Origin of the sequence: Citrobacter sp. EC_71 (assembly GCF_019584005.1) — a bacterium.
Classification (GTDB): domain Bacteria; phylum Pseudomonadota; class Gammaproteobacteria; order Enterobacterales; family Enterobacteriaceae; genus Citrobacter; species Citrobacter werkmanii.
This window is the reverse complement of record NZ_VDAY01000032.1, coordinates 1-22,889: the sequence shown is the minus strand read 5'-3', so window position 1 is coordinate 22,889 and position 22,889 is coordinate 1. Positions and strand designations below refer to the sequence as shown.

Genomic DNA, 22,889 nt, shown 5'->3' with positions numbered 1-22,889 from the left:
CAGTTTACCCGATATGGGGCGTTTTTGCTGCAAGCCGCGTAAAAGACGGACGTTCTGATGCCACCGCATCCGCCCAGCGGGTCGGTTCCGGTAAGCGATAACCGTTCATACAGCGCTGCACCCACGCCAGCGCGCTGTCCATGCCCACGCGGTGACCCGTGGAGATAAACAACGGATTGCAGCGCGCTTTGCTGCGCCAGACCCATGCCAGCTGTTCGCCTTTATCCAGCAGCGGCGCGAGCGCACCGGGTTCGGCAGAGAGCGGCTCAAACTTGCCGCACAGACGTTTTTTCGCCACGCCAATGGTCGGGACATCCACCAGCAGACCAAAATGGCTGGCGACCCCCAGGCGACGTGGGTGGGAAATACCATGCCCGTCGACGAACAGCAGATCAGGTTTTTGCGACAGCTGTTGCCAGGCGGCCATCAGCGCGGGGGTTTCACGAAAGGAGAGAAAGCCGGGAATATACGGCATAGTGGTGGCGACACGCGCCACCGTATATTCAACCAGTTCCAGAGAGGGATACTTCAGCAGAACCATCGCGGCCCGCGTCACCTCACCACCCTGCTCAAACCCGACGTCCGCTCCCCCGATCAGATCCGGTGGATCCTTGTCGAGGCGATCCTCGCGGATCACTGAAGAGGCCAGTTCAAGCTGCTGAGCGCGTAGCGACGCGAGATCCATAATAGCTCCTTAGCGGTGGTATTGTTCGGACAGGCGATGCACCGCCTCCACAAACACCCCGGCATGTTCCGGCGGCACATCCTGATGGATGCCGTGACCGAGGTTGAAGACGTGACCTTCACCCTGGCCGAAACCTGCAAGTATAGTCGCTACCTCGTCTTCGATCCGTGCCGGCGGCGCATACAGCATGGACGGATCCATATTGCCCTGCAGCGCCACCTTATGGCCAACGCGACGGCGCGCATCGGCGATATCTGTTGTCCAGTCGAGACCTAACGCATCACAGCCGGTTTCCGCCATCGCTTCCAGCCACTGACCGCCGCCTTTGGTAAACAAAGTCACCGGTACACGACGGCCTTCGTTTTCGCGCAGCAAACCGTCAACGATTTTATGCATGTAGTACAACGAGAACTGCTGATAGTCGCGCCCGGTCAGCACGCCACCCCAGGTGTCGAAAATCATTACCGATTGCGCGCCCGCTTTAATCTGCGCGTTCAGGTACAGCGTGACGCTCTGCGCCAGCTTATCGAGCAGCAGATGCAGCGCTTTAGGGTCGGCATACATCATCTTTTTAATCACGGTGAAGGCTTTACTGCTGCCGCCTTCCACCATGTAGGTCGCCAGCGTCCACGGGCTGCCGGAGAAACCTATCAGCGGCACCTCGCCCTTCAGCTCACGGCGAATGGTGCGCACCGCATTCATCACGTAACCCAGCTCGCCTTCCGGGTCCGGAATCGGCAGTTTTTCAACGTCGGCCTTGCTGGTAATCGGTGAGGTGAAGCGCGGGCCTTCCCCGGCCTCAAAGTACAGCCCAAGCCCCATTGCATCCGGAATAGTCAAAATATCCGAGAAGAGGATCGCCGCATCGAGCTTGTAGCGACGCAGCGGCTGCAGCGTCACTTCGCAGGCCAGCTCGGCGTTTTTGCACAGCGCCATGAAATCGCCTGCCTCGGCGCGCGTGGCTTTATATTCCGGTAGATAGCGACCCGCCTGGCGCATCATCCATACCGGGGTGACATCAACGGGCTGGCGCAGCAGCGCACGCAGATAACGATCGTTCTTCAGTTCGGTCATTTTTGCAGTTCCTTATTGCGTCAGTCCCACAGTGTATCACCACTCGTTCTTTACTCGTACTCAGCCCGACACATTGCCACCGTATCTTCGATCAAACGACGCGCGACGGTGCCAGGTGGGGGTAAGAGCGGTAAATCGTCGTAGCGATACCAGTTGGCATTGAGCAGCTCTTTCGGGTCGATGACAATGTCGCCGCTGTCGTACTCTGCCATAAACGCCGTCATCAGCGATTGTGGGAACGGCCACGGCTGCGAGGTCACGTAGCGCAGGTTTTTCACCTTGATACCACTTTCTTCCATGACTTCACGCGCCACCGCCTGCTCCAGGGTTTCACCTACTTCGACAAAACCAGCCAGCACGGTATGCACACCGTTACGATGGCGAACATGCTGGGCAAGGAGGATCGAATCATCACGGCGAATGGCGACGATAATGCAGGGAGCGATTTGCGGGTAATAGCGCTCGCGGCAGTGGCTACAAAGCATCGCCCATTCGGTTTTGCTCGGGTGCATCGTGTGCCCGCAATAGCCGCAGAATTTATGCGAGCGGTAGAACTCGGCCAGTTGTACGCCGCGCCCCGCCAACTGAAACAGGCCCACATCCTGGTCGATGACCTGGCGCACCGAACCCATGTCGTGGCGACGCGGCTGCTGCACCAGCCAGACCGGATCGCCTTCCCACTCACCTATCTGAAGTGCGCGCTGGCCCGCAAGATCGAAATTTATCGCCTCGCCATAGGGTAATTCCCCAGCAGGCAACCATAATTTTTGTTCGTGGCTCACAATCCACCAGCCGCGATCCCATTTTTCAATTATTCGATCCATATCTCTTGCGCTACCTTTGCTTCACAGGCATGTTATTAACATTATTTTTACAAGATTGACATGAGCAGATTTTAAACTTATCGATACGAGGGTCAACGTATGTTAAACCAGTTAGAACACCTGAAAGAGCGTGTCCATGGGCATCATAAACTGGTCGACCGTTGGCTGAATATTCGTAAGCACCTGCTCGTGGCTTACTACGATCTGGTTGGCCTGAAACCGGGCAAAGAGTCGTTTATGCGCCTCAATGAGAAAGCGCTCGATAATTTTTGCCAGCGTCTGGTCGACTATCTGTCTGCCGGACACTTCAGTATTTATGAACGCATTATCCATAAAATGGAAGGTGAGAGTCCGCTTTTAAACGCCAGTAAAATCTGGCCACAGCTGGATGCCAATACCCAGCTGATAATGGATTACTATGACTCAACGCTGGAAAACGCTATCGATGAGGATAACGTTCACCAGCTCCAGCAGGCGCTTTCCGATATTGGCGAAGCGCTGGAGGCTCGTTTCCGGCTGGAAGATCAGCTGATCATGCTGGCCTTTAAAACGCTTAGCGAATTCAAACGCCCGGCTTGAGATTTTCCGCATTAACGCGTAGTTTACATTCATTACCTCTAAGATAGAGGTTACTTCTTGTCGGAGTGCTTATTTTCCACAAAAGCATTCGTGATGCGTCAAGGCGGCAAGTCAGTGAATCTCCAGGAGCTTACCTAAGTAAGTGACTGGAGTGAGCGGACGAAGCCAACAAAGAGGCAGCACGAAGGATGACGTGGAAAAGGCTGAGACCGTTAATTCGGGATCCGCGGAACCTGATCAGGCTAAAACCTGCGAAGGGAACAAGAGTCAATCTGCAACCGCATCGCCCTTGGGCGATCGTCTCTCTTGCTTCATCCGTCGTCTGACAAGCCACGTCCTTACTTTTTTGGAATGAGCTATGTCTGTCACTACTAAACCATCACGCCGCGAACAACGCGCCCAGGCGCAACACTTTATCAATACGCTGGAAGGGACCGCCTTTCCTGAGTCAAAACGTATCTACATCACCGGTTCAAAGCCGGATATCCGCATCCCAATGCGTGAGATCCAGCTGAGCCCAACGCTGATTGGCGGCAGTAAAGATAACCCGCAGTTTGAAGACAACGAAGCCGTGCCGGTGTACGACACCTCCGGCCCGTATGGCGATCCTGAGGTGGCGATTAACGTCCAGCAGGGTCTGGCGAAACTGCGCCAGCCGTGGATTGATGCACGTAACGATAGCGAAGAATTAGACGACCGTAGCTCGGCTTACACCAAAGAACGTCTGGCCGACGATGGTCTGGACGAGCTGCGCTTTACCGGCCTGCTGACGCCAAAACGCGCCAAAGCGGGCAAGTGCGTCACCCAGTTGCACTACGCCCGCCTGGGGATCGTCACGCCCGAAATGGAGTTCATCGCCATCCGTGAAAACATGGGCCGCGAGCGCATTCGCAGCGAAGTGCTGCGCCACCAGCACCCGGGGATGAGTTTCGGCGCGCGCCTGCCGGAAAACATCACCCCGGAATTCGTGCGTGATGAAGTGGCCGCAGGCCGCGCGATTATTCCTGCCAACATCAACCACCCGGAATCGGAGCCGATGATCATTGGCCGCAACTTCCTGGTGAAAGTGAATGCCAACATCGGTAACTCGGCGGTCACCTCCTCCATCGAAGAAGAGGTGGAAAAACTGGTGTGGTCGACCCGCTGGGGCGCGGATACCGTGATGGACCTCTCCACCGGCCGCTATATTCATGAAACCCGCGAGTGGATCCTGCGTAACAGCCCGGTACCGATCGGCACCGTACCGATCTACCAGGCGTTAGAAAAGGTAAACGGGATCGCCGAAGATCTCACCTGGGAAGCGTTCCGCGACACGCTGCTGGAGCAGGCCGAACAGGGCGTCGACTACTTCACCATTCACGCGGGCGTGCTGCTGCGCTACGTGCCGATGACCGCCAAACGCCTGACCGGCATTGTCTCACGCGGCGGTTCGATCATGGCGAAGTGGTGCCTCTCGCATCACAAAGAGAACTTCCTGTTCGAACATTTCCGCGAGATTTGTGAAATCTGCGCCGCCTACGACGTTTCCCTGTCGCTGGGCGACGGCCTGCGTCCCGGCTCCATTCAGGACGCCAACGACGAAGCGCAGTTCTCCGAGCTGCATACGCTGGGCGAGCTGACCAAAATCGCCTGGGAATACGACGTGCAGGTGATGATTGAAGGCCCGGGACACGTGCCGATGCATATGATTCAGCGCAACATGACCGAAGAGCTGGAGAGCTGCCACGAAGCGCCGTTCTACACTTTGGGGCCGTTGACCACCGACATCGCGCCGGGCTATGACCACTTCACCTCCGGCATTGGTGCCGCGATGATCGGCTGGTTTGGCTGCGCGATGCTGTGTTATGTGACGCCGAAAGAACACCTCGGCCTGCCGAACAAAGAAGATGTGAAGCAGGGGCTAATCACCTACAAAATCGCCGCCCACGCCGCGGATTTAGCCAAAGGACATCCGGGCGCGCAGATCCGCGATAACGCCATGTCGAAAGCGCGCTTTGAATTCCGCTGGGAAGATCAGTTTAACCTCGCACTCGACCCGTTCACCGCCCGCGCTTATCACGATGAAACCCTGCCGCAGGAGTCCGGTAAGGTCGCTCACTTCTGTTCCATGTGCGGGCCGAAGTTCTGCTCGATGAAAATCAGCCAGGAAGTACGTGACTACGCCGCCGCACAAACCATTGAAGTCGGCATGGCGGATATGTCGGAGAACTTCCGCGCCAAAGGCGGCGAAATTTATCTCAAACGGGAGGAAGCCTGATGTATCAGCCTGATTTCCCAACCGTGCCGTTCCGCCTCGGGCTTTACCCGGTGGTAGACAGCGTTGAATGGATTGAACGCCTGCTGGAGGCGGGCGTACGCACGATCCAGTTGCGTATCAAAGATAAGCGCGATGAAGAGGTGGAAGCCGACGTTATCGCCGCCATCGCACTGGGGCGTCGTTATAACGCCCGTCTGTTTATCAACGATTACTGGCGTCTGGCAATTAAGCACCGCGCTTACGGCGTGCATCTGGGCCAGGAAGACCTTGAAACCACCGACCTGAAGGCCATTCAGGCGGCGGGCTTACGCCTCGGCGTATCGACTCACGATGATATGGAGATTGACGTCGCACTCGCCGCTAAGCCTTCTTATATCGCGCTCGGCCACGTCTTCCCGACGCAAACCAAGCAGATGCCTTCCGCCCCACAGGGGCTGGCGCAGTTGGCCAGTCATATTGAACGACTGGCGGATTACCCGACCGTGGCCATTGGCGGCATCAACCTTGAACGCGCCGCGTCAGTACTGGCGACCGGCGTCGGTAGCGTGGCTGTGGTTAGCGCCATTACTCAGGCCGCCGACTGGCGCGCCGCTACCGCGCAGTTACTGGATATTGCGGGAGTTGGCGATGAATGACCGCGATTTTATGCGCTACAGCCGGCAAATCCTGCTCGGCGATATCGCCATTGAAGGCCAGCAAAAGCTGCTCGCGAGTCATGTACTGATCGTAGGTTTAGGCGGGTTAGGTTCGCCTGCCGCGCTGTATCTGGCGGGAGCAGGCATTGGCAAACTGACGCTGGTAGACGATGACGACATTCATCTGAGCAATTTGCAGCGCCAGATCCTGTTTACCACCGATGATATCGCGCGTTCAAAATCTCAGGTTGCCCAGCAGCGCCTGACGCGGCTCAACCCGGATATCGAACTGGTAGCACTCCAGCAGCGACTAAAAGGCGATGCGCTCCGGCATGCGGTTTCGCGTGCCGACGTGGTGCTCGACTGTACCGATAACATGACCACGCGCCAGGAAATCAACGCCGCCTGCGTCGCGCTCAATACCCCACTCATCACCGCCAGCGCCGTCGGCTTTGGCGGCCAGTTGATGGTGCTCACGCCGCCGTGGGAGCAAGGCTGTTACCGCTGCCTGTGGCCAGATGATGTGGAGCCGGAACGCAACTGCCGCAACGCTGGCGTGCTCGGTCCGGTGGTTGGCGTGATGGGTACCTTGCAGGCGCTGGAGGCGATTAAATTACTCAGCGGTATTGAAACACCGAACGGGCAGCTACGTCTGTTTGACGGCAAAACCAGCCAGTGGCGCAGCCTCGCGCTGCGTCGCGCCAGCGGCTGTCCGGTATGCGGAGGGCAGCATGCAAATTCAATTCAATGATGAGCCGATGCAGTGCGCCGCAGGGCAAACCGTCAGCGGGCTGCTTATCCAGCTCAACCAGCTCAAACCGGGCGCAGCGTTGGCGCTCAATCAGCAGATCCTGCCGCGCGAGCAGTGGGAACAGCAAATCGTGCAGGAAGGCGACCAGATCCTGCTTTTTCAGGTTATTGCAGGGGGTTGAGATGTTACGTATTGCCGACAAAACGTTTGATTCACATCTGTTCACCGGTACCGGGAAGTTTGCCTCATCGCAACTGATGGTCGAGGCAATTCGCGCTTCCGGCAGCCAGTTGGTGACGCTGGCGATGAAGCGCGTGGACCTGCGCCAGCACAACGATGCGATTCTGGCGCCGCTGATTGAAGCGGGCGTCACGCTGCTGCCCAATACCTCTGGGGCGAAAACTGCCGAAGAGGCGATCTTCGCCGCCCAACTGGCGCGTGAAGCGCTGGGCACCCACTGGCTGAAATTAGAAATCCACCCGGACGCCCGCTGGCTATTGCCGGACCCGATCGAAACGTTAAAAGCTGCCGAGGCGCTGGTGAAGCAGGGCTTCGTGGTGCTGCCCTACTGCGGAGCGGATCCGGTGTTGTGCAAGCGGCTGGAAGAGGTCGGCTGCGCGGCGGTAATGCCGCTCGGCGCGCCTATCGGTTCGAATCAGGGGCTGGAAACCAAAGCGATGCTGGAGATTATTATCCAGCAGGCGACCGTGCCGGTGGTGGTCGACGCCGGGATCGGCGTGCCCAGCCACGCGGCGCAGGCGCTGGAAATGGGCGCTGATGCGGTACTGGTCAACACAGCGATTGCCGTGGCGGACGAGCCGGTGATGATGGCAACCGCCTTTCGTCTGGCGGTGGAAGCCGGATTACTGGCCCGTCAGGCGGTGCCAGGAAGCAAAAGTTCGCAGGCCTGCGCCACCAGCCCGCTCACCGGGTTTCTGGAGGCGTTAGCATGAAAACCTTCACCGACCGATGGCGACAGCTGGAGTGGGACGACATTCGTCTGCGCATCAACGGTAAAACCGCCGCTGACGTGGAACGCGCGCTTAACGCTCCACAGCTAAGTCGTGACGACCTGATGGCACTGCTCTCCCCCGCCGCCGCCGATTACCTTGAACCGCTGGCGCAGCGGGCGCAAAGGCTGACTCGCCAGCGCTTCGGCAACACCGTCAGTTTTTACGTGCCGCTTTATCTCTCAAACCTCTGCGCCAATGACTGCACCTACTGCGGTTTTTCTATGAGCAACCGTATCAAGCGTAAGACACTGGACGAGGCAGAGATCACCCGCGAGTGCGCCGCCATCCGCGAGTTGGGTTTTGAACACCTGCTGCTGGTCACTGGCGAACATCAGAGCAAAGTGGGGATGGACTACTTTCGTCGCCATCTCCCGGCCATTCGCCAGCAGTTCTCATCGCTGCATATGGAAGTGCAGCCGCTGGCAACCGAGGAGTATGCCGAGCTGAAGACGCTGGGGCTGGACGGAGTGATGGTGTATCAGGAGAGCTATCATGAAGCGACTTATGCCCATCATCATTTAAAGGGGAAAAAGCAGGATTTCTTCTGGCGGTTGGAAACACCGGACAGGCTGGGCCGTGCTGGAATCGATAAAATCGGTCTTGGCGCGCTGATTGGTTTGTCTGACAGCTGGCGGGTAGATTGTTATATGGTCGCCGAACATCTGCTGTGGATGCAGCAGCATTACTGGCAGAGCCGCTACTCCATCTCCTTTCCTCGTCTGCGCCCATGCACCGGGGGCGTTGAACCCGCATCTATCATGGACGAGCGACAGTTGCTCCAGACCATTTGCGCGTTTCGTTTACTGGCACCGGAAATTGAGCTGTCGCTCTCCACCCGCGAATCCCCCTGGTTTCGTGACCATGTGATCCCGCTGACGATCAACAATGTCAGCGCCTTCTCGAAAACCCAGCCCGGCGGTTATGCCGATAACCATCCAGAGCTGGAACAGTTCGCCCCGCACGACAATCGTCGCCCCGAAGCCGTTGCTGAAGCACTAATGGCTCAGGGATTACAACCCGTGTGGAAAGACTGGGACAGCTATCTGGGGCGCGCTGCGCAGATACCGTAAACCCGGAGCGATCGCATTAAACAAAAGCCCTGACTATTGCAGTCAGGGCTTTAAGTTACTACAAACTTCAGATTTAACATTAATAAACTTAACGATTTAGTACTGCTGATGGTACTACTTTAAAATGTACAGGTTTACCACAGATAATATTGGATATTGATGCTAACTAAAACTTTCCTCTATTTACCGTTAAACACATTCCACCGGCTTGATAATAGAACTCAAGGCTGGTGACCTAAACAAGTACACTTCCCCTCGCGACATATACTCTTTGATGCGTTGCCTTATTTCCCTTGCGATAACCAGAAAAACAGAAATCGCAAATATTTACTATTAAATCATGGCGTTACATCGTCGCGTTTTACTAACTTTTTGCGATTAGATAAATCAACTACGTGGCCTGAAAGCATTGTCGAAGTGAAAAAATAGCGTTTTCAGCATCGACTATCCCAAACAAAAGATACTTCGTGGCCTTTATCGCAAACCCCAATCAAGCTCTACTAACACTTACTACGTTAACAGCAAACTACAATTTCTCCGCTGTTAAGTATTAACATACGGGTTTAAAAAACGCTGTCAATACTGTTTTTTATAACATGTCTTTATTGACAGTAATTATATATTCCAGCATGTGATAAGCGTGCCAAAAAGCCGCTGGCCCCGGTCCAGATCGCAGGGTTTGGCCTCTTTTTGTAACCGGTTTCAGAAAAAGCGGCTTTCTTTGTGATGCCTTGCACACAATCGTTGCAAAGCAGTTGTTGCTATTGCTGGCTCGCGATAATTATCAACTCACACATGTTGATCGAGACTGCTTATGAAAAACATCGTTTTATGCTGTGCCGCCGGAATGTCCACCAGCATGCTGGTGCAAAGGATGAAAGATGCCGCCCAGAAAAAAGGCGTCGACGTCACTATCAAAGCCGTCCCGGTGGCTGAATTTGCAGAGAATATCGCTACAGCGGATATCGTTTTGCTCGGCCCACAGGTCAAGTACGAACAGGCCAAGCTGCAGGCGCTCGCCGATCCGCTAGGTAAAAAGGTCGCCGTCATCGATATGATGGATTACGGCATGATGAAAGGCGATGCTGTACTGGACAAAGCGCTGAAACTACTGGAGTGATGGCATGGAAGAGTTAGAAACGATCATCATGGAATTATTGGTAAACGCCGGCGCTGCGCGCAGTCAGGCCCTGGCGGCGCTACAGCTGGCGCGTAAAGGAGATTTCGCCGGAGCAGAACAAGCGATGAAGGAATCACGCGAGTACGTCAAACAAGCGCATAAAATCCAGACCCAGCTTATTGGTATTGACGAAGGCACTGGCAAACTACCGGTTAATCTCATCACCGTCCATTCGCAGGATCACCTGATGAACGCGATGGTGATTCAGGATTTGGCCGGCGATATGATTGAGCTTTATCGGCGGTTACCACCGGTAAATTAATGATACAGCCGGATGGCTTCGTAGCCTCCCAGGCCTGAGAAGCACCGCGCCATCAGGCATAAACATAGACATAAAAAAACCCGCCGAAGCGGGTTTTTTTATTATGGTCGGCAACGATTAATCGTTGTCAGAACCGCCCAGGCCTGCGTTCAGCAGTTCTGCCAGGCTGGCAGACGCATCTTCAGCAGTTACCTGCGGTGCAGCTGGCAGTTCGCCCGCTGCGCGACGGCGCATACGATCCTGGTGGTACGCATAACCGGTACCTGCCGGGATCAGACGACCCACGATGACGTTCTCTTTCAGACCGCGCAGTTCATCACGTTTACCTGCAACAGCTGCTTCGGTCAGGACACGCGTGGTTTCCTGGAACGATGCTGCAGAGATGAAGGACTCGGTTGCCAGAGACGCTTTGGTGATACCCAGCAGATCGCGGGAGAACGTTGCACCCACTTTGCCGTTCGCTTCCAGCTCGCGGTTAGCGATCTTGACGCGGGAGTATTCAACCTGCTCGCCTTCCAGGAAGTCGGAGCTACCAGCGTTTTCGATGGTGGCTTTACGCAGCATCTGACGAACGATAACTTCGATGTGTTTATCGTTAATCTTAACACCCTGCAGACGGTATACGTCCTGAACTTCGTTAACGATGTAACGAGTTACAGCATGTACACCACGCAGACGCAGGATGTCGTGCGGCGCTTCCGGACCGTCGGAAACAACGTCACCACGTTCTACACGTTCACCTTCGAACACGTTAAGCTGACGCCATTTCGGAATCATCTCTTCGTAAGGTTCGCTACCGTCTACCGGGGTGATAACCAGACGACGCTTGCCTTTGGTTTCTTTACCGAAGGAAATGATGCCGCTGATTTCAGCCAGGATTGCCGGCTCTTTCGGACGACGTGCTTCGAACAGGTCGGCAACGCGCGGCAGACCACCGGTGATGTCCTTGGTACCGCCGGATTCCTGCGGTACACGGGCCAGGGTGTCACCAGAGCTGATCTGTACGCCATCTTCCAGCTGAACAATCGCTTTACCCGGCAGGAAGTACTGAGCAGGCATATCGGTGCCTGGGATCAGAACGTCGTTGCCCTGAGCGTCAACAATTTTCAGTGCCGGACGCAGGTCTTTACCACCCGCAGTACGCTCTGCAGAATCCAGAACCACCAGAGAAGACAGACCGGTCAGCTCGTCGGTCTGACGAGTAATGGTCTGGCCGTCGATCATGTCAGTGAAGCGGACGAAACCACTCACTTCGGTGATAACCGGCATGGTGTGCGGATCCCAGTTCGCTACGGTTTCGCCGCCAGCAACCTGTTCGCCATCACCTTTCGCCATAACGGAGCCGTAAGGCACTTTATAGCTTTCTTTGGTACGACCGAATTCGTCGATCAGTTTCAGTTCAGTGTTACGTGAGGTGATAACCAGTTTACCGCTGGAGTTAACAACCGACTTCGCATTGCTCAGACGGATGCTACCTTTGTTTTTCACCTGGATGCTGGATTCAGCAGCCGCACGAGATGCCGCACCACCGATGTGGAACGTACGCATTGTCAGCTGTGTACCCGGTTCACCGATGGACTGTGCCGCGATAACGCCGATTGCTTCACCTTTGTTGATGATATGGCCACGCGCCAGGTCACGACCGTAGCAGTGCGCACATACACCAAAGTCGGTGTCACAGGATACAACGGAACGAACTTTCACGGAGTCAACGGAGTTCTCTTCCAGCAGGTCACACCACTGTTCGTGCAGCAGCGTGTTGCGTGGAACCAGAATATCCGCCGTACCCGGCTTCAGAACGTCTTCAGCAGTCACACGACCCAATACGCGATCGCGCAGCGGCTCTTTAACATCGCCACCCTCGATAACCGGGGTCATGGTGATGCCTTCCAGAGTGCCGCAATCGTCCTCAGTAACAACCAGATCCTGCGCAACGTCAACCAGACGACGCGTCAGATAACCGGAGTTCGCTGTTTTCAGTGCGGTATCCGCCAGACCTTTACGCGCACCGTGAGTAGAGATGAAGTACTGGAGTACGTTCAGACCTTCACGGAAGTTCGCAGTGATTGGCGTTTCGATGATGGAGCCATCTGGCTTCGCCATCAGACCACGCATACCAGCCAACTGACGAATCTGTGCTGCAGAACCACGCGCACCGGAGTCGGCCATCATGTAAATGCTGTTGAAGGAAACCTGCTGCTCTTCTACGCCGTCACGGTTAATAACGGTTTCAGTTTGCAGGTTATCCATCATCGCTTTGGATACACGATCGTTCGCCGCAGCCCAGATATCGATAACTTTGTTATAGCGTTCGCCAGCGGTTACCAGACCAGACTGGAACTGCTCCTGGATCTCAGCAACTTCAGCTTCCGCTTCAGAGATGATCTCGTGTTTCTTCTCTGGGATGACCATGTCATCAATACCAACAGATGCACCTGAACGCGCTGCATAAGCAAAGCCGGTGTACATTGTCTGGTCAGCGAAGATAACGGTCGGCTTCAGGCCCAGAATGCGATAACAGGTGTTCAGCATTTTGGAGATGGCTTTCTTGCCCAGCGCCTGGTTGACGATGGAGAAAGGCAGACCTTTCGGTACGATCATCCACAGAATGGCGCGACCAATGGTCGTGTCTTTCAGGCTGGTGTGCGCAACGAATTCGCCGTTTTCATCTTTTTCATATTCAGTGATACGCACTTTAACGCGCGCATGCAGAGAGGCCAGGCCAGCGCGATAGATACGCTCTGCTTCTTTCGGGCCAGTCAGCACCATGCCTTCGCCTTTGGCGTTAACACAGTCACGGGTCATGTAATACAGACCCAATACAACGTCCTGAGACGGAACGATGATAGGTTCGCCGTTCGCCGGAGACAGGATGTTGTTGGTAGACATCATCAGCGCACGCGCTTCGAGCTGGGCTTCCAGCGTCAGCGGTACGTGAACAGCCATCTGGTCACCATCGAAGTCGGCGTTATATGCCGCACAAACCAGCGGATGCAGCTGGATAGCTTTACCTTCGATCAGTACCGGTTCAAATGCCTGGATACCCAGACGGTGCAGGGTTGGTGCACGGTTCAGCAGTACCGGGTGTTCGCGGATAACTTCGTCCAGGATATCCCAAACGACAGCTTCTTCACGCTCAACCATTTTCTTAGCGGCTTTGATGGTGGTGGCGAGGCCACGCAGTTCCAGCTTGCCGTAGATGAACGGTTTGAACAGTTCCAGTGCCATTTTCTTCGGCAGACCGCACTGATGCAGACGCAGGTATGGACCTACGGTGATTACAGAACGACCGGAGTAGTCAACACGCTTACCGAGCAGGTTCTGACGGAAACGACCCTGTTTACCTTTGATCATGTCAGCCAAAGATTTCAGAGGACGTTTGTTAGAACCGGTGATCGCACGACCGCGACGACCGTTATCCAGCAGGGCGTCAACCGCTTCCTGCAGCATACGTTTTTCGTTGCGTACGATGATGTCCGGCGCAGCCAGATCCAGCAGACGTTTCAGACGGTTGTTACGGTTGATCACGCGACGGTACAGATCGTTCAGATCTGACGTTGCGAAACGACCACCATCGAGCGGAACCAGCGGACGCAGATCTGGCGGCAGAACCGGCAGAACGGTCAGGATCATCCACTCTGGCTTGTTGCCAGACTGTACGAAAGCTTCCAGCAGTTTGATACGCTTGGTCAGCTTCTTACGCTTGGTTTCGGAGTTGGTTTCGTTCAGCTCTTCGCGCAGAGTTTCACACTCTTGCTCCAGATCCATGCTCTTCAGCAGGGCCTGAATAGCTTCCGCACCCATCTTCGCGTCGAATTCGTCACCGAACTCTTCCAGCGCGTCCAGATACTGCTCTTCAGTCAGGATCTGTTGACGTTCCAGGTTGGTCATACCGCCTTCGATAACCACATAAGATTCGAAGTACAGTACGCGTTCGATATCGCGCAGCGGCATATCGAGCAGCAAACCGATACGGGACGGCAGCGATTTCAGGAACCAGATATGCGCGGTCGGAGACGCCAGCTCGATGTGGCCCATACGCTCACGGCGTACTTTGGTCTGGGTCACTTCAACGCCGCACTTCTCACAGATCACACCACGATGTTTCAGGCGCTTGTACTTACCGCACAGGCACTCGTAGTCTTTTACCGGCCCAAAGATACGGGCGCAGAAAAGGCCGTCACGCTCAGGTTTGAACGTACGGTAGTTGATGGTTTCCGGCTTCTTAACTTCACCGAAAGACCATGAACGGATCATGTCTGGCGAGGCCAGAGCAATTTTGATCGCATCAAACTCTTCGGTTTTAGTCTGCGCTTTCAGAAACTTTAATAAATCTTTCACGGATTTGCTCCCGTCGGAGTTAGCACAATCTGGCGCTGGCTGTTACGCCAGCACCAGTGACCTGTTTGATCGAGAGTTACTCGTCTTCCAGCTCGATGTTGATACCCAGCGAACGAATCTCTTTCAACAGTACGTTGAAGGATTCCGGCATGCCTGGTTCCATCTGATGGTTGCCGTCCACGATGTTTTTATACATCTTAGTACGACCATTCACGTCATCAGACTTAACGGTGAGCATTTCCTGCAGGGTGTATGCCGCGCCATATGCTTCCAGCGCCCACACTTCCATCTCCCCGAAGCGCTGACCACCGAACTGAGCCTTACCACCCAGCGGCTGCTGAGTAACCAGGCTGTAAGAACCGGTAGAACGCGCGTGCATCTTGTCATCAACCAGGTGGTTCAGTTTCAGCATGTACATGTAGCCAACGGTAACCTGGCGCTCGAACTGCTCACCGGTACGACCGTCGAAGAGGGTAATCTGACCGGAAGTCGGCAGGCCACCCAGCTGTAACAGTTCCTTGATTTCAGACTCTTTCGCACCGTCGAAGACCGGCGTTGCGATCGGCATACCTTTTTTCAGGTTTTCAGCCAGACGCAGAACTTCTTCATCGCTGAAGGTATTCAGGTCAACTTTCTGACGAACATCTGAACCCAGATCGTAAGCACGCTGGATGAATTCGCGCAGTTTGGCGACTTCCTGCTGCTGTTTCAGCATGGCGTTGATCTTATCGCCGATACCTTTCGCAGCCATACCCAGGTGGGTTTCAAGGATCTGACCGATGTTCATACGCGATGGTACGCCCAGCGGGTTCAGTACGATATCTACCGGCGTACCGTTAGCATCGTGTGGCATATCTTCGATCGGGTTGATCTTAGAGATTACACCCTTGTTACCGTGACGACCTGCCATCTTATCACCAGGCTGGATCCGACGTTTAACCGCCAGATAAACCTTAACAATCTTCAGCACGCCCGGTGCCAGATCGTCGCCCTGAGTGATTTTACGGCGTTTCGCTTCGAGTTTTTTCTCGAACTCGTGTTTCAGTTCGTCGTACTGCTCAGCCAGTTGTTCCAGCTGATTTTGTTTCTCTTCGTCGGTCAGGCCGAGTTCTAACCAGCGGTCACGCGGCAGTTTGTCGAGCTTCTCAGCTTCAACACCACCGGAAACCAGCACAGCGTAGATACGGCTGAACAGGCCAGCTTCGAGGATCTGCAGTTCTTCAGACAGGTCTTTCTTAGCCTGCTTCAGCTGCATCTCTTCGATTTCCAGCGCACGTTTGTCTTTTTCTACGCCATCGCGAGTAAAGACCTGAACGTCGATAATCGTACCGGAAACACCGTTTGGCACGCGCAGAGAAGAGTCTTTAACGTCAGACGCTTTCTCACCGAAGATCGCACGCAGCAGTTTCTCTTCTGGCGTCAGCTGGGTTTCACCTTTCGGCGTTACCTTACCAACCAGAATGTCGCCACCGGTCACTTCCGCACCGATATAAACGATACCGGATTCATCCAGTTTGGAGAGCGCAGCTTCACCCACGTTCGGGATGTCAGCGGTGATCTCTTCCGGCCCCAGCTTGGTGTCACGGGACACACATGCCAGTTCCTGAATGTGGATGGTGGTGAAACGGTCTTCCTGGACAACACGCTCAGATACGAGGATGGAGTCTTCGAAGTTGTAACCATTCCATGGCATGAATGCCACGCGCATGTTCTGACCCAGCGCCAGTTCACCGAGGTCGGTGGACGGACCGTCTGCCAGCACATCACCACGTTCAACCGGCTCGCCCAGAGATACGCAAGGCATCTGGTTGATACAGGTGTTCTGGTTAGAACGGGTGTATTTAGTCAGGTTATAAATGTCGATACCTGCTTCGCCCGGATACATCTCGTCTTCGTTAACTTTGATAACGATACGGGAAGCATCGACGTACTGAACGGTACCACCACGTTTAGCCACTGCAGTAACACCGGAGTCAACGGCAACAGCACGTTCCATACCGGTACCAACCAGCGGCTTATCAGCGCGCAGAGTCGGAACGGCCTGACGTTGCATGTTCGCACCCATCAATGCACGGTTGGCGTCATCGTGTTCCAGGAACGGGATCAGGGACGCACCGACGGATACCACCTGCTGGGTGGATACGTCCATGTAGTCAACCTGGTCGCGGCTGAACAAGCTGGATTCGCCTTTGCTACGGCAGGTAACCAGATCTTCTACAAAGTGGCCTTCGTCATCCAGGTTGGAGTTCGCCTGAGCGATAACGTAGTTGCCTTCTTCGATAGCAGACAGGTAATGAATTTCGTCAGTAACAACACCGTCGGTCACTTTACGGTACGGAGTCTCGAGGAAGCCGTATTCGTTAGTCTGTGCATACACGGACAGGGAGTTGATCAGACCGATGTTCGGACCTTCAGGCGTTTCGATTGGACATACGCGACCATAGTGAGTCGGGTGTACGTCTCGAACTTCGAAGCCTGCGCGTTCACGGGTCAGACCGCCTGGGCCGAGTGCGGAGATACGACGTTTGTGCGTAATCTCAGACAACGGGTTGTTCTGGTCCATAAACTGAGACAGCTGGCTGGAACCGAAGAACTCTTTCACTGCTGCGGAAATCGGCTTGGCGTTGATCATATCCTGAGGCATCAGGGTATCCAGATCGCCCAGAGACAGACGCTCTTTCACCGCACGCTCAACACGCACCAGGCCAACGCGGAATTGGTTTTCCGCCATTTCGCCTACGGAACGGATACGACGGTTGCCAAGGTGGTCGATATCATCGACTTCGCCTTTACCGTTACGGATATCGATGAGCTTCTTCATCACTTCAATGATGTCGTCTTTGCTCAGGATACCGGAACCTTCGATTTCGTCGCGCAGCAGAGAACGGTTGAACTTCATACGACCAACCGCAGACAGGTCATAGCGGTCTTCGGAGAAGAACAGGTTCTCGAACAGGCTTTCAGCAGCTTCACGAGTCGGCGGCTCACCAGGGCGCATCATGCGGTAGATTTCTACCAGCGCGCTCAGACGATCGTTGGTTGGGTCGACGCGTACAGTTTCAGAAATGTACGGACCGTGGTCCAGATCGTTAGTGAACAGCGTTTCGATACGCTTGTGACCAGACTGGCTCAGCTTAGCCAGCAGATCCAGGCTCAGCTCCATGTTAGCTGCGCAGATCAGCTCGCCAGTAGATTCGTCAACGTAGTCTTTCGCCGCAACCTTACCAGCAATGTATTCAACCGGAACTTCGATATGCTTGATATCGTCTTTTTCCAGCTGGCGAATATGGCGCGCAGTGATGCGACGGCCTTTTTCGACGTAGACTTTGCCGTTAGCTTCAATGTCAAAGGAGGCGGTTTCACCACGCAGGCGTTCCGGCACCAGTTCCATCTGCAGCTTGTTGTCACGAATTTCGAAAACAACTTTTTCAAAGAACAGGTCAAGGATCTGCTCAGTGGTGTAGTTCAGCGCACGCAGAATGATGGTCGCAGGCAGTTTACGGCGACGGTCAATACGTACGAACAGGTTGTCCTTCGGATCGAATTCGAAGTCCAGCCAGGAACCACGGTAAGGAATGATACGCGCGTTATACAGCACTTTACCCGAAGAGTGGGTTTTACCTTTGTCGGAGTCAAAGAAGACGCCAGGACTACGGTGCAGTTGAGAAACGATAACACGCTCAGTACCGTTGATAACAAAGGTACCGTTGTCGGTCATGAGCGGAATTTCGCCCATGTAGACTTCTTGTTCTTTAATGTCTTTTACGGTGCCTTCCGGCGCTTCGCGCTCGTAGATCACCAGACGCAGTTTTACGCGCAGCGGTGCGGAATAGGTCACGCCACGGATCTGACATTCCTGAACGTCAAACACCGGTTCGCCAAGACGGTAGCTGACGTATTGCAGCTCGGAATTACCGCTGTAGCTCTGAATCGGGAAAACGGAACGGAAAGCTGCTTCCAGACCATACTGCCCTTCAGGATCTTGCTCGATGAACTTCTGAAACGAGTCAAGCTGGATAGAAAGGAGATAAGGTATGTCCAACACTTGCGGACGTTTACCAAAATCCTTACGAATACGTTTTTTCTCGGTATAGGAGTAAACCATTAGGGTTCCTCAGCTCGCTGACAAGTCGACCCATCTGTCCATTGAGCGGACAGTTTGTGCAACACTATTTTGTTGACCGGAAAATCGAATACTTTCCGCAATGCCTGTTGCTATCACGCTTAAACCATTTCATTGCGATTTACACAGAACTGACGCTCTGTCGCAGTATATTAAGACGTCGATAGAAACAAGCATTGAAAGGCACAGCAGTAGTCAAACAGTGTGAAACGCTACTGGCGCCTTACAGCGCAAAAAGGCTGGTGACTAAAAAGTCACCAGCCATCAGCCTAATTTCTTAGGCTGCAACCAGAAAAGTTGGCTTATTTAACTTCAACTTCAGCGCCAGCTTCTTCCAGAGATTTTTTCAGTGCTTCTGCGTCGTCTTTGCTCACGCCTTCTTTCAGCGCAGCCGGAGCAGATTCTACCAGGTCTTTAGCTTCTTTCAGACCCAGGCCAGTTGCGCCACGTACTGCTTTGATAACAGCAACTTTGTTAGCGCCAGCAGCTTTCAGAATTACGTCGAATTCAGTTTTTTCTTCAGCAGCTTCAGCCGGGCCAGCAGCTACAGCTACAGCAGCAGCAGCGGAAACACCGAATTTTTCTTCCATTGCAGAGATCAGTTCTACAACGTCCATTACGGACATAGCGGATACTGCTTCAATGATTTGATCTTTAGTGATAGACATTTAAATTGTTCCTGAAAATCAGAATAAGTTTATACGTAAGCAGATGCTTGAGAAAGATAACTGCGATTAAGCAGCTTCTTTCGCATCGCGTACAGCAGCCAGAGTACGAACCAGTTTGCCAGCCGAAGCTTCTTTCATGGTTGCCATCAGGCGTGCAATTGCTTCTTCGTAGGTCGGCAGAGTTGCCAGGCGATCGATATTCGATGCGGTAATCAACTCACCTTCAAAGGCTGCGGCTTTGACCTCAAATTTTGCATTCGCTTTCGCGAACTCTTTGAACAGACGAGCAGCAGCGCCCGGGTGTTCCATAGAGTATGCAATCAGGGTCGGACCAACAAACGTGTCTTTCAGGCACTCGAACTGAGTACCTTCAACGACGCGGCGCAGCAGGGTGTTACGAACAACACGCATGTATACGCCAGCTTCACGACCTGCTTTACGCAGTTCAGTCATTTTATCTACAGTTACGCCACGGGAATCCGCAACTACTGCAGACAGCGCGCCTTTGGCTACTTCGCTGACTTCAGCAACAATCGCTTGTTTGTCTTGAAGATTTAAAGCCATTAGCTTTGCTCCTGGATGTTTGCCGGAACTCATGTTCCGGAACTCACTTCACTCCCTCCAACGGAGAGAGCGTCTAAATACGGTGAGCAGAAACAAGCCAGAGTATCAGAAATAATCTTAGCGTTCTGTCACCGTCTACGCAGGGCATTAAGTTTCTTGCGAAACACCTGCGGTCTTCGACGGAGGCCTGGATAGGCCAGGCTCCAACGAACAAATCTGTTGTCTATCGGCCGAAGCTAATAGAATCGTGGGCGAAGATTGTAGACAAATTCGCCGCCCACGTAAAGCTAATCTTAGACGTTCGCAGACGCGCTCAGACCAGCCTGATCAACGGCAACACCAGCACCCATGGTGGTGGAGATGCTAACTTTCTTGATGTACACGCCTTTTGCCTGAGTCGGTTTTGCTTTTTTCAGCGCAACCAGCAGGGCTTCCAGGTTTTCTTTCAGTTTGTCAGCGTCAAAATCCACTTTACCGATGGTAGTGTGGATGATGCCGTTTTTGTCGTTACGGTAACGAACCTGGCCAGCTTTAGCGTTCTTAACAGCTTCAGCAACGTTAGGAGTTACAGTACCAACTTTCGGGTTTGGCATCAGGCCGCGCGGACCCAGAACCTGACCCAGCTGGCCAACAACGCGCATTGCATCCGGGGAAGCAATAACAACGTCAAAGTTCATTTCGCCTTTCTTGATCTGTTCAGCCAGATCTTCCATACCTACCAGCTCAGCGCCTGCAGCTTTAGCAGCTTCAGCGTTTGCGCCCTGGGTAAATACAGCTACGCGAACGGAACGGCCAGTACCGTGCGGCAGTACAGTTGCACCACGTACGTTCTGGTCAGATTTACGAGCGTCAATGCCGAGGTTAACGGCAACGTCCACGCTTTCTACGAATTTAGCAGTGGCCAGCTCTTTCAGCAGAGCAATAGCTTCGTTGATGTCGTACTGTTTAGTTGCATCAACTTTGTCACGGATCACGCGCATACGCTTGGTCAGTTTAGCCATTTCTTAGTCCTCCACTACCAGGCCCATGGAACGTGCAGTACCTTCAATGGAGCGAGTCATCGCTTCAATGTCGGAACCAGTCATGTCGGCAGCTTTGGTCTGCGCGATTTCCTGCAGCTGAGCGCGGGAAATTTTACCCACTTTGTCTTTGTTCGGCTTGCCGGAACCAGACTTGATACCAGCCGCTTTCTTCAGCAGTACTGCTGCCGGAGGCGTTTTGGTAACGAAAGTGAAAGAACGGTCAGCGTAAACGGTGATAACAACCGGGATCGGCAGACCTTTTTCAATGGAATCAGTTTTTGCGTTGAACGCTTTGCAGAATTCCATGATGTTCACGCCTTGTTGACCCAGTGCTGGACCTACCGGCGGACTCGGGTTAGCCATACCAGCTGCAACCTGCAGCTTGACATAGGCCTGGACTTTCTTAGCCATTCTAAATTCCTCTAGTTGGGTTATAGCGCCTCAAAGAGGCTCCCCGTGTTTGTAAATTCGTTTACGGACAGAGTCCATAAAAACAAAAGGCGCGAAATTGTATTCCAATCTCGCGCCTTGTGCAACGATTAAATCGCCGCTTTTTTGATCGACGTGTTAGGCTTTTTCAACCTGGGCGAAGTCCAGTTCAACCGGAGTCGCACGACCGAAGATAGATACAGAAACTTTCAGACGAGACTTCTCGTAGTCCACTTCTTCAACTACGCCGTTAAAGTCAGCAAACGGACCGTCGCTAACGCGAACCATTTCGCCCGGCTCAAACATCGTTTTCGGACGCGGCTTATCACCAACCTGCTGCAGACGGTTCATGATCGCATCAACTTCTTTGTCGCTGATTGGCGCCGGACGGTCAGAAGTACCGCCGATAAAGCCCATCACACGCGGAACGCTGCGCACCAGGTGCCAGCTCGCATCATTCATGACCATCTGGACCAGTACATAGCCCGGGAAGAATTTACGTTCGCTCTTGCGACGCTGGCCACCACGGATCTCGACCACTTCTTCGGTCGGCACCATGACTTCGCCAAACAGCTCTTCCATATTTTGTAACTTGATATATTCGCGCAGCGACGTGGCAACGCGGCCTTCAAAACCGGAAAACGCCTGAACGACGTACCAGCGCTTTTTAGGGGCTTCAGACATCTTAGAACCTCAGGCCAGTGATAAAGGATACCAGGCGAACCAGAATACCATCCAGTCCCCACAGGATCAGTGACATTACTGCGGTAACCGCAGCCACAATTAATGTGGTGTGCAATGTTTCCTGGCGAGTTGGCCAAATGACCTTACGGACTTCGGTTCTCGCTTCACGGGCAAAAGCAACGGTCGCTTTACCTTTTGTTGTCAACAGCGCGACACCACCCGCTGCGGCAATCAGAATCACTACGGCCAGCGCACGCAGCGGCAGCATCATGTCACGATAAAGGTAGTTGCCAACGATAGCTACAAGCAGCAATACAGCGACAACAACCCACTTCATCGCTTCCAGGCCGCGCCCGCTTCCTTGAGCTTCGGTATTCGCACTCATAAACCAACCTGTCAGAAGTATTCTACAAACATTTTCACCCCGCGTAAGCGAGGCGATCCAAACCGAAATGCTCTGGTGCGTTTCGGACTAAACGCCCTCTTCAGAGCCTGTCTCAGCAATGATTATGACAAAAAAAATCACTGATGAGCCAGGTTCTGGTGTGAAAGCGTGCAAAAAGGGCATCAAATGATGCCCTTTTATTGCGCATTGCGTCAAATGTTATTCGGCAATTAGCTCATTACTTTAGCAACAACGCCCGCACCTACAGTACGGCCGCCTTCACGGATTGCGAAACGCAGACCGTCGTCCATCGCGATCGGGTGGATCAGGGTAACAACCATTT

General features: G+C 53.8%; 21 protein-coding genes and 1 riboswitch. Of the genes, 9 read left to right on the top strand and 12 right to left on the bottom strand.

Going from position 1 to position 22,889, the window contains the following annotated elements; translation table 11 throughout:
* Positions 1–4: 4 nt before the first annotated feature.
* The 3 genes from nfi to nudC are packed head-to-tail and all read right to left on the bottom strand — an operon-like array spanning position 5 to position 2,583.
* Positions 5–685: a deoxyribonuclease V gene (gene nfi, locus FHD02_RS22505; RefSeq protein WP_042314224.1), complete on the bottom strand. Its 681-nt coding sequence runs from the start codon at positions 683–685 to the stop codon at positions 5–7.
* Between the two features lie 9 nt (positions 686–694).
* Positions 695–1,759, bottom strand: coding sequence for a uroporphyrinogen decarboxylase (gene hemE, locus FHD02_RS22500; RefSeq protein WP_042314226.1), 1,065 nt, complete (start codon positions 1,757–1,759; stop codon positions 695–697).
* A 50-nt stretch (positions 1,760–1,809) separates the two neighbouring features.
* Entirely contained in the window at positions 1,810–2,583 is a 774-nt protein-coding gene (gene nudC / locus FHD02_RS22495) for an NAD(+) diphosphatase (RefSeq protein ID WP_038636141.1), read from the bottom strand.
* 99 nt (positions 2,584–2,682) lie between these two features.
* Here nudC and FHD02_RS22490 point away from each other — a divergent pair, with 99 nt between their 5' ends.
* From FHD02_RS22490 to FHD02_RS22450, 9 genes are all read left to right on the top strand, one after another.
* Positions 2,683–3,162, top strand: coding sequence for an Rsd/AlgQ family anti-sigma factor (locus FHD02_RS22490; protein ID WP_032940921.1), 480 nt, complete (start codon positions 2,683–2,685; stop codon positions 3,160–3,162).
* Between the two features lie 51 nt (positions 3,163–3,213).
* Positions 3,214–3,439, top strand: a riboswitch (TPP riboswitch).
* Between the two features lie 81 nt (positions 3,440–3,520).
* Positions 3,521–5,419: a phosphomethylpyrimidine synthase ThiC gene (thiC, locus tag FHD02_RS22485; protein ID WP_137371351.1), complete on the top strand. Its 1,899-nt coding sequence runs from the start codon at positions 3,521–3,523 to the stop codon at positions 5,417–5,419.
* Positions 5,419–6,054, top strand: coding sequence for a thiamine phosphate synthase (gene thiE / locus FHD02_RS22480; RefSeq protein WP_000284647.1), 636 nt, complete (start codon positions 5,419–5,421; stop codon positions 6,052–6,054). The genes thiC and thiE overlap by 1 nt, the downstream gene beginning before the upstream one ends.
* A complete protein-coding gene (locus tag FHD02_RS22475; RefSeq protein WP_220394321.1) occupies positions 6,047–6,805 on the top strand; it encodes a HesA/MoeB/ThiF family protein in 759 nt (252 codons plus the stop codon). The genes thiE and FHD02_RS22475 overlap by 8 nt, the downstream gene beginning before the upstream one ends.
* Positions 6,786–6,986, top strand: a complete 201-nt coding sequence (thiS, locus tag FHD02_RS22470; protein ID WP_001166833.1) for a sulfur carrier protein ThiS — start codon at positions 6,786–6,788, stop codon at positions 6,984–6,986. The genes FHD02_RS22475 and thiS overlap by 20 nt, the downstream gene beginning before the upstream one ends.
* Position 6,987: 1 nt before the next feature.
* A complete protein-coding gene (gene thiG, locus FHD02_RS22465) occupies positions 6,988–7,758 on the top strand; it encodes a thiazole synthase (RefSeq protein WP_220394320.1) in 771 nt (256 codons plus the stop codon).
* Positions 7,755–8,888 carry a 2-iminoacetate synthase ThiH gene (thiH, locus tag FHD02_RS22460; protein WP_220394319.1) on the top strand — a complete coding sequence of 378 codons (1,134 nt, stop codon included), beginning with the start codon at positions 7,755–7,757 and terminating at the stop codon, positions 8,886–8,888. The genes thiG and thiH overlap by 4 nt, the downstream gene beginning before the upstream one ends.
* 814 nt (positions 8,889–9,702) lie before the next feature.
* Positions 9,703–10,008 carry a PTS sugar transporter subunit IIB gene (locus FHD02_RS22455; RefSeq protein WP_048214121.1) on the top strand — a complete coding sequence of 102 codons (306 nt, stop codon included), beginning with the start codon at positions 9,703–9,705 and terminating at the stop codon, positions 10,006–10,008.
* Positions 10,009–10,012: 4 nt separating this feature from the next.
* A complete protein-coding gene (locus FHD02_RS22450; RefSeq protein ID WP_220394318.1) occupies positions 10,013–10,330 on the top strand; it encodes a PTS lactose/cellobiose transporter subunit IIA in 318 nt (105 codons plus the stop codon).
* A gap of 117 nt (positions 10,331–10,447) precedes the next feature.
* Here the strand turns inward: FHD02_RS22450 and rpoC are convergent, their stop codons facing one another.
* The 9 genes from rpoC to FHD02_RS22405 all read right to left on the bottom strand — a co-directional run.
* On the bottom strand, positions 10,448–14,671 hold the full coding sequence (gene rpoC, locus FHD02_RS22445) for a DNA-directed RNA polymerase subunit beta' (protein WP_220394317.1): 4,224 nt from the start codon (positions 14,669–14,671) through the stop codon (positions 10,448–10,450).
* 76 nt (positions 14,672–14,747) lie between these two features.
* On the bottom strand, positions 14,748–18,776 hold the full coding sequence (rpoB, locus tag FHD02_RS22440) for a DNA-directed RNA polymerase subunit beta (RefSeq protein WP_003033111.1): 4,029 nt from the start codon (positions 18,774–18,776) through the stop codon (positions 14,748–14,750).
* A 320-nt stretch (positions 18,777–19,096) separates the two neighbouring features.
* Positions 19,097–19,462 (bottom strand): 50S ribosomal protein L7/L12, encoded by a 366-nt coding sequence (gene rplL / locus FHD02_RS22435; protein ID WP_000028882.1) that lies wholly within the window; start codon positions 19,460–19,462, stop codon positions 19,097–19,099.
* 66 nt (positions 19,463–19,528) lie between these two features.
* Positions 19,529–20,026, bottom strand: coding sequence for a 50S ribosomal protein L10 (rplJ, locus tag FHD02_RS22430; protein ID WP_005132895.1), 498 nt, complete (start codon positions 20,024–20,026; stop codon positions 19,529–19,531).
* A gap of 293 nt (positions 20,027–20,319) precedes the next feature.
* Entirely contained in the window at positions 20,320–21,027 is a 708-nt protein-coding gene (gene rplA / locus FHD02_RS22425; RefSeq protein ID WP_042314242.1) for a 50S ribosomal protein L1, read from the bottom strand.
* A 3-nt stretch (positions 21,028–21,030) separates the two neighbouring features.
* Positions 21,031–21,459: a 50S ribosomal protein L11 gene (gene rplK, locus FHD02_RS22420; RefSeq protein ID WP_038636105.1), complete on the bottom strand. Its 429-nt coding sequence runs from the start codon at positions 21,457–21,459 to the stop codon at positions 21,031–21,033.
* A gap of 156 nt (positions 21,460–21,615) precedes the next feature.
* On the bottom strand, positions 21,616–22,161 hold the full coding sequence (gene nusG / locus FHD02_RS22415; RefSeq protein ID WP_003033125.1) for a transcription termination/antitermination protein NusG: 546 nt from the start codon (positions 22,159–22,161) through the stop codon (positions 21,616–21,618).
* 1 nt (position 22,162) lies between these two features.
* Positions 22,163–22,546 (bottom strand): preprotein translocase subunit SecE, encoded by a 384-nt coding sequence (gene secE, locus FHD02_RS22410; protein ID WP_003033128.1) that lies wholly within the window; start codon positions 22,544–22,546, stop codon positions 22,163–22,165.
* Positions 22,547–22,776: 230 nt separating this feature from the next.
* Positions 22,777–22,889, bottom strand: a 113-nt coding sequence (locus tag FHD02_RS22405; protein ID WP_075262496.1) for an elongation factor Tu, incomplete at its 5' end; no start/stop codon positions are given.

Coding starts and splice junctions, on each gene's coding strand:
- nfi (WP_042314224.1), bottom strand. CDS start 685: ATGGATCTCGCGTCGCTACGCGCTCAGCAGCTTGAACTGGCCTCTTCA.
- hemE (WP_042314226.1), bottom strand. CDS start 1,759: ATGACCGAACTGAAGAACGATCGTTATCTGCGTGCGCTGCTGCGCCAG.
- nudC (WP_038636141.1), bottom strand. CDS start 2,583: ATGGATCGAATAATTGAAAAATGGGATCGCGGCTGGTGGATTGTGAGC.
- FHD02_RS22490 (WP_032940921.1), top strand. CDS start 2,683: ATGTTAAACCAGTTAGAACACCTGAAAGAGCGTGTCCATGGGCATCAT.
- thiC (WP_137371351.1), top strand. CDS start 3,521: ATGTCTGTCACTACTAAACCATCACGCCGCGAACAACGCGCCCAGGCG.
- thiE (WP_000284647.1), top strand. CDS start 5,419: ATGTATCAGCCTGATTTCCCAACCGTGCCGTTCCGCCTCGGGCTTTAC.
- FHD02_RS22475 (WP_220394321.1), top strand. CDS start 6,047: ATGAATGACCGCGATTTTATGCGCTACAGCCGGCAAATCCTGCTCGGC.
- thiS (WP_001166833.1), top strand. CDS start 6,786: ATGCAAATTCAATTCAATGATGAGCCGATGCAGTGCGCCGCAGGGCAA.
- thiG (WP_220394320.1), top strand. CDS start 6,988: ATGTTACGTATTGCCGACAAAACGTTTGATTCACATCTGTTCACCGGT.
- thiH (WP_220394319.1), top strand. CDS start 7,755: ATGAAAACCTTCACCGACCGATGGCGACAGCTGGAGTGGGACGACATT.
- FHD02_RS22455 (WP_048214121.1), top strand. CDS start 9,703: ATGAAAAACATCGTTTTATGCTGTGCCGCCGGAATGTCCACCAGCATG.
- FHD02_RS22450 (WP_220394318.1), top strand. CDS start 10,013: ATGGAAGAGTTAGAAACGATCATCATGGAATTATTGGTAAACGCCGGC.
- rpoB (WP_003033111.1), bottom strand. CDS start 18,776: ATGGTTTACTCCTATACCGAGAAAAAACGTATTCGTAAGGATTTTGGT.
- rplL (WP_000028882.1), bottom strand. CDS start 19,462: ATGTCTATCACTAAAGATCAAATCATTGAAGCAGTATCCGCTATGTCC.
- rplJ (WP_005132895.1), bottom strand. CDS start 20,026: ATGGCTTTAAATCTTCAAGACAAACAAGCGATTGTTGCTGAAGTCAGC.
- rplA (WP_042314242.1), bottom strand. CDS start 21,027: ATGGCTAAACTGACCAAGCGTATGCGCGTGATCCGTGACAAAGTTGAT.
- rplK (WP_038636105.1), bottom strand. CDS start 21,459: ATGGCTAAGAAAGTCCAGGCCTATGTCAAGCTGCAGGTTGCAGCTGGT.
- nusG (WP_003033125.1), bottom strand. CDS start 22,161: ATGTCTGAAGCCCCTAAAAAGCGCTGGTACGTCGTTCAGGCGTTTTCC.
- secE (WP_003033128.1), bottom strand. CDS start 22,546: ATGAGTGCGAATACCGAAGCTCAAGGAAGCGGGCGCGGCCTGGAAGCG.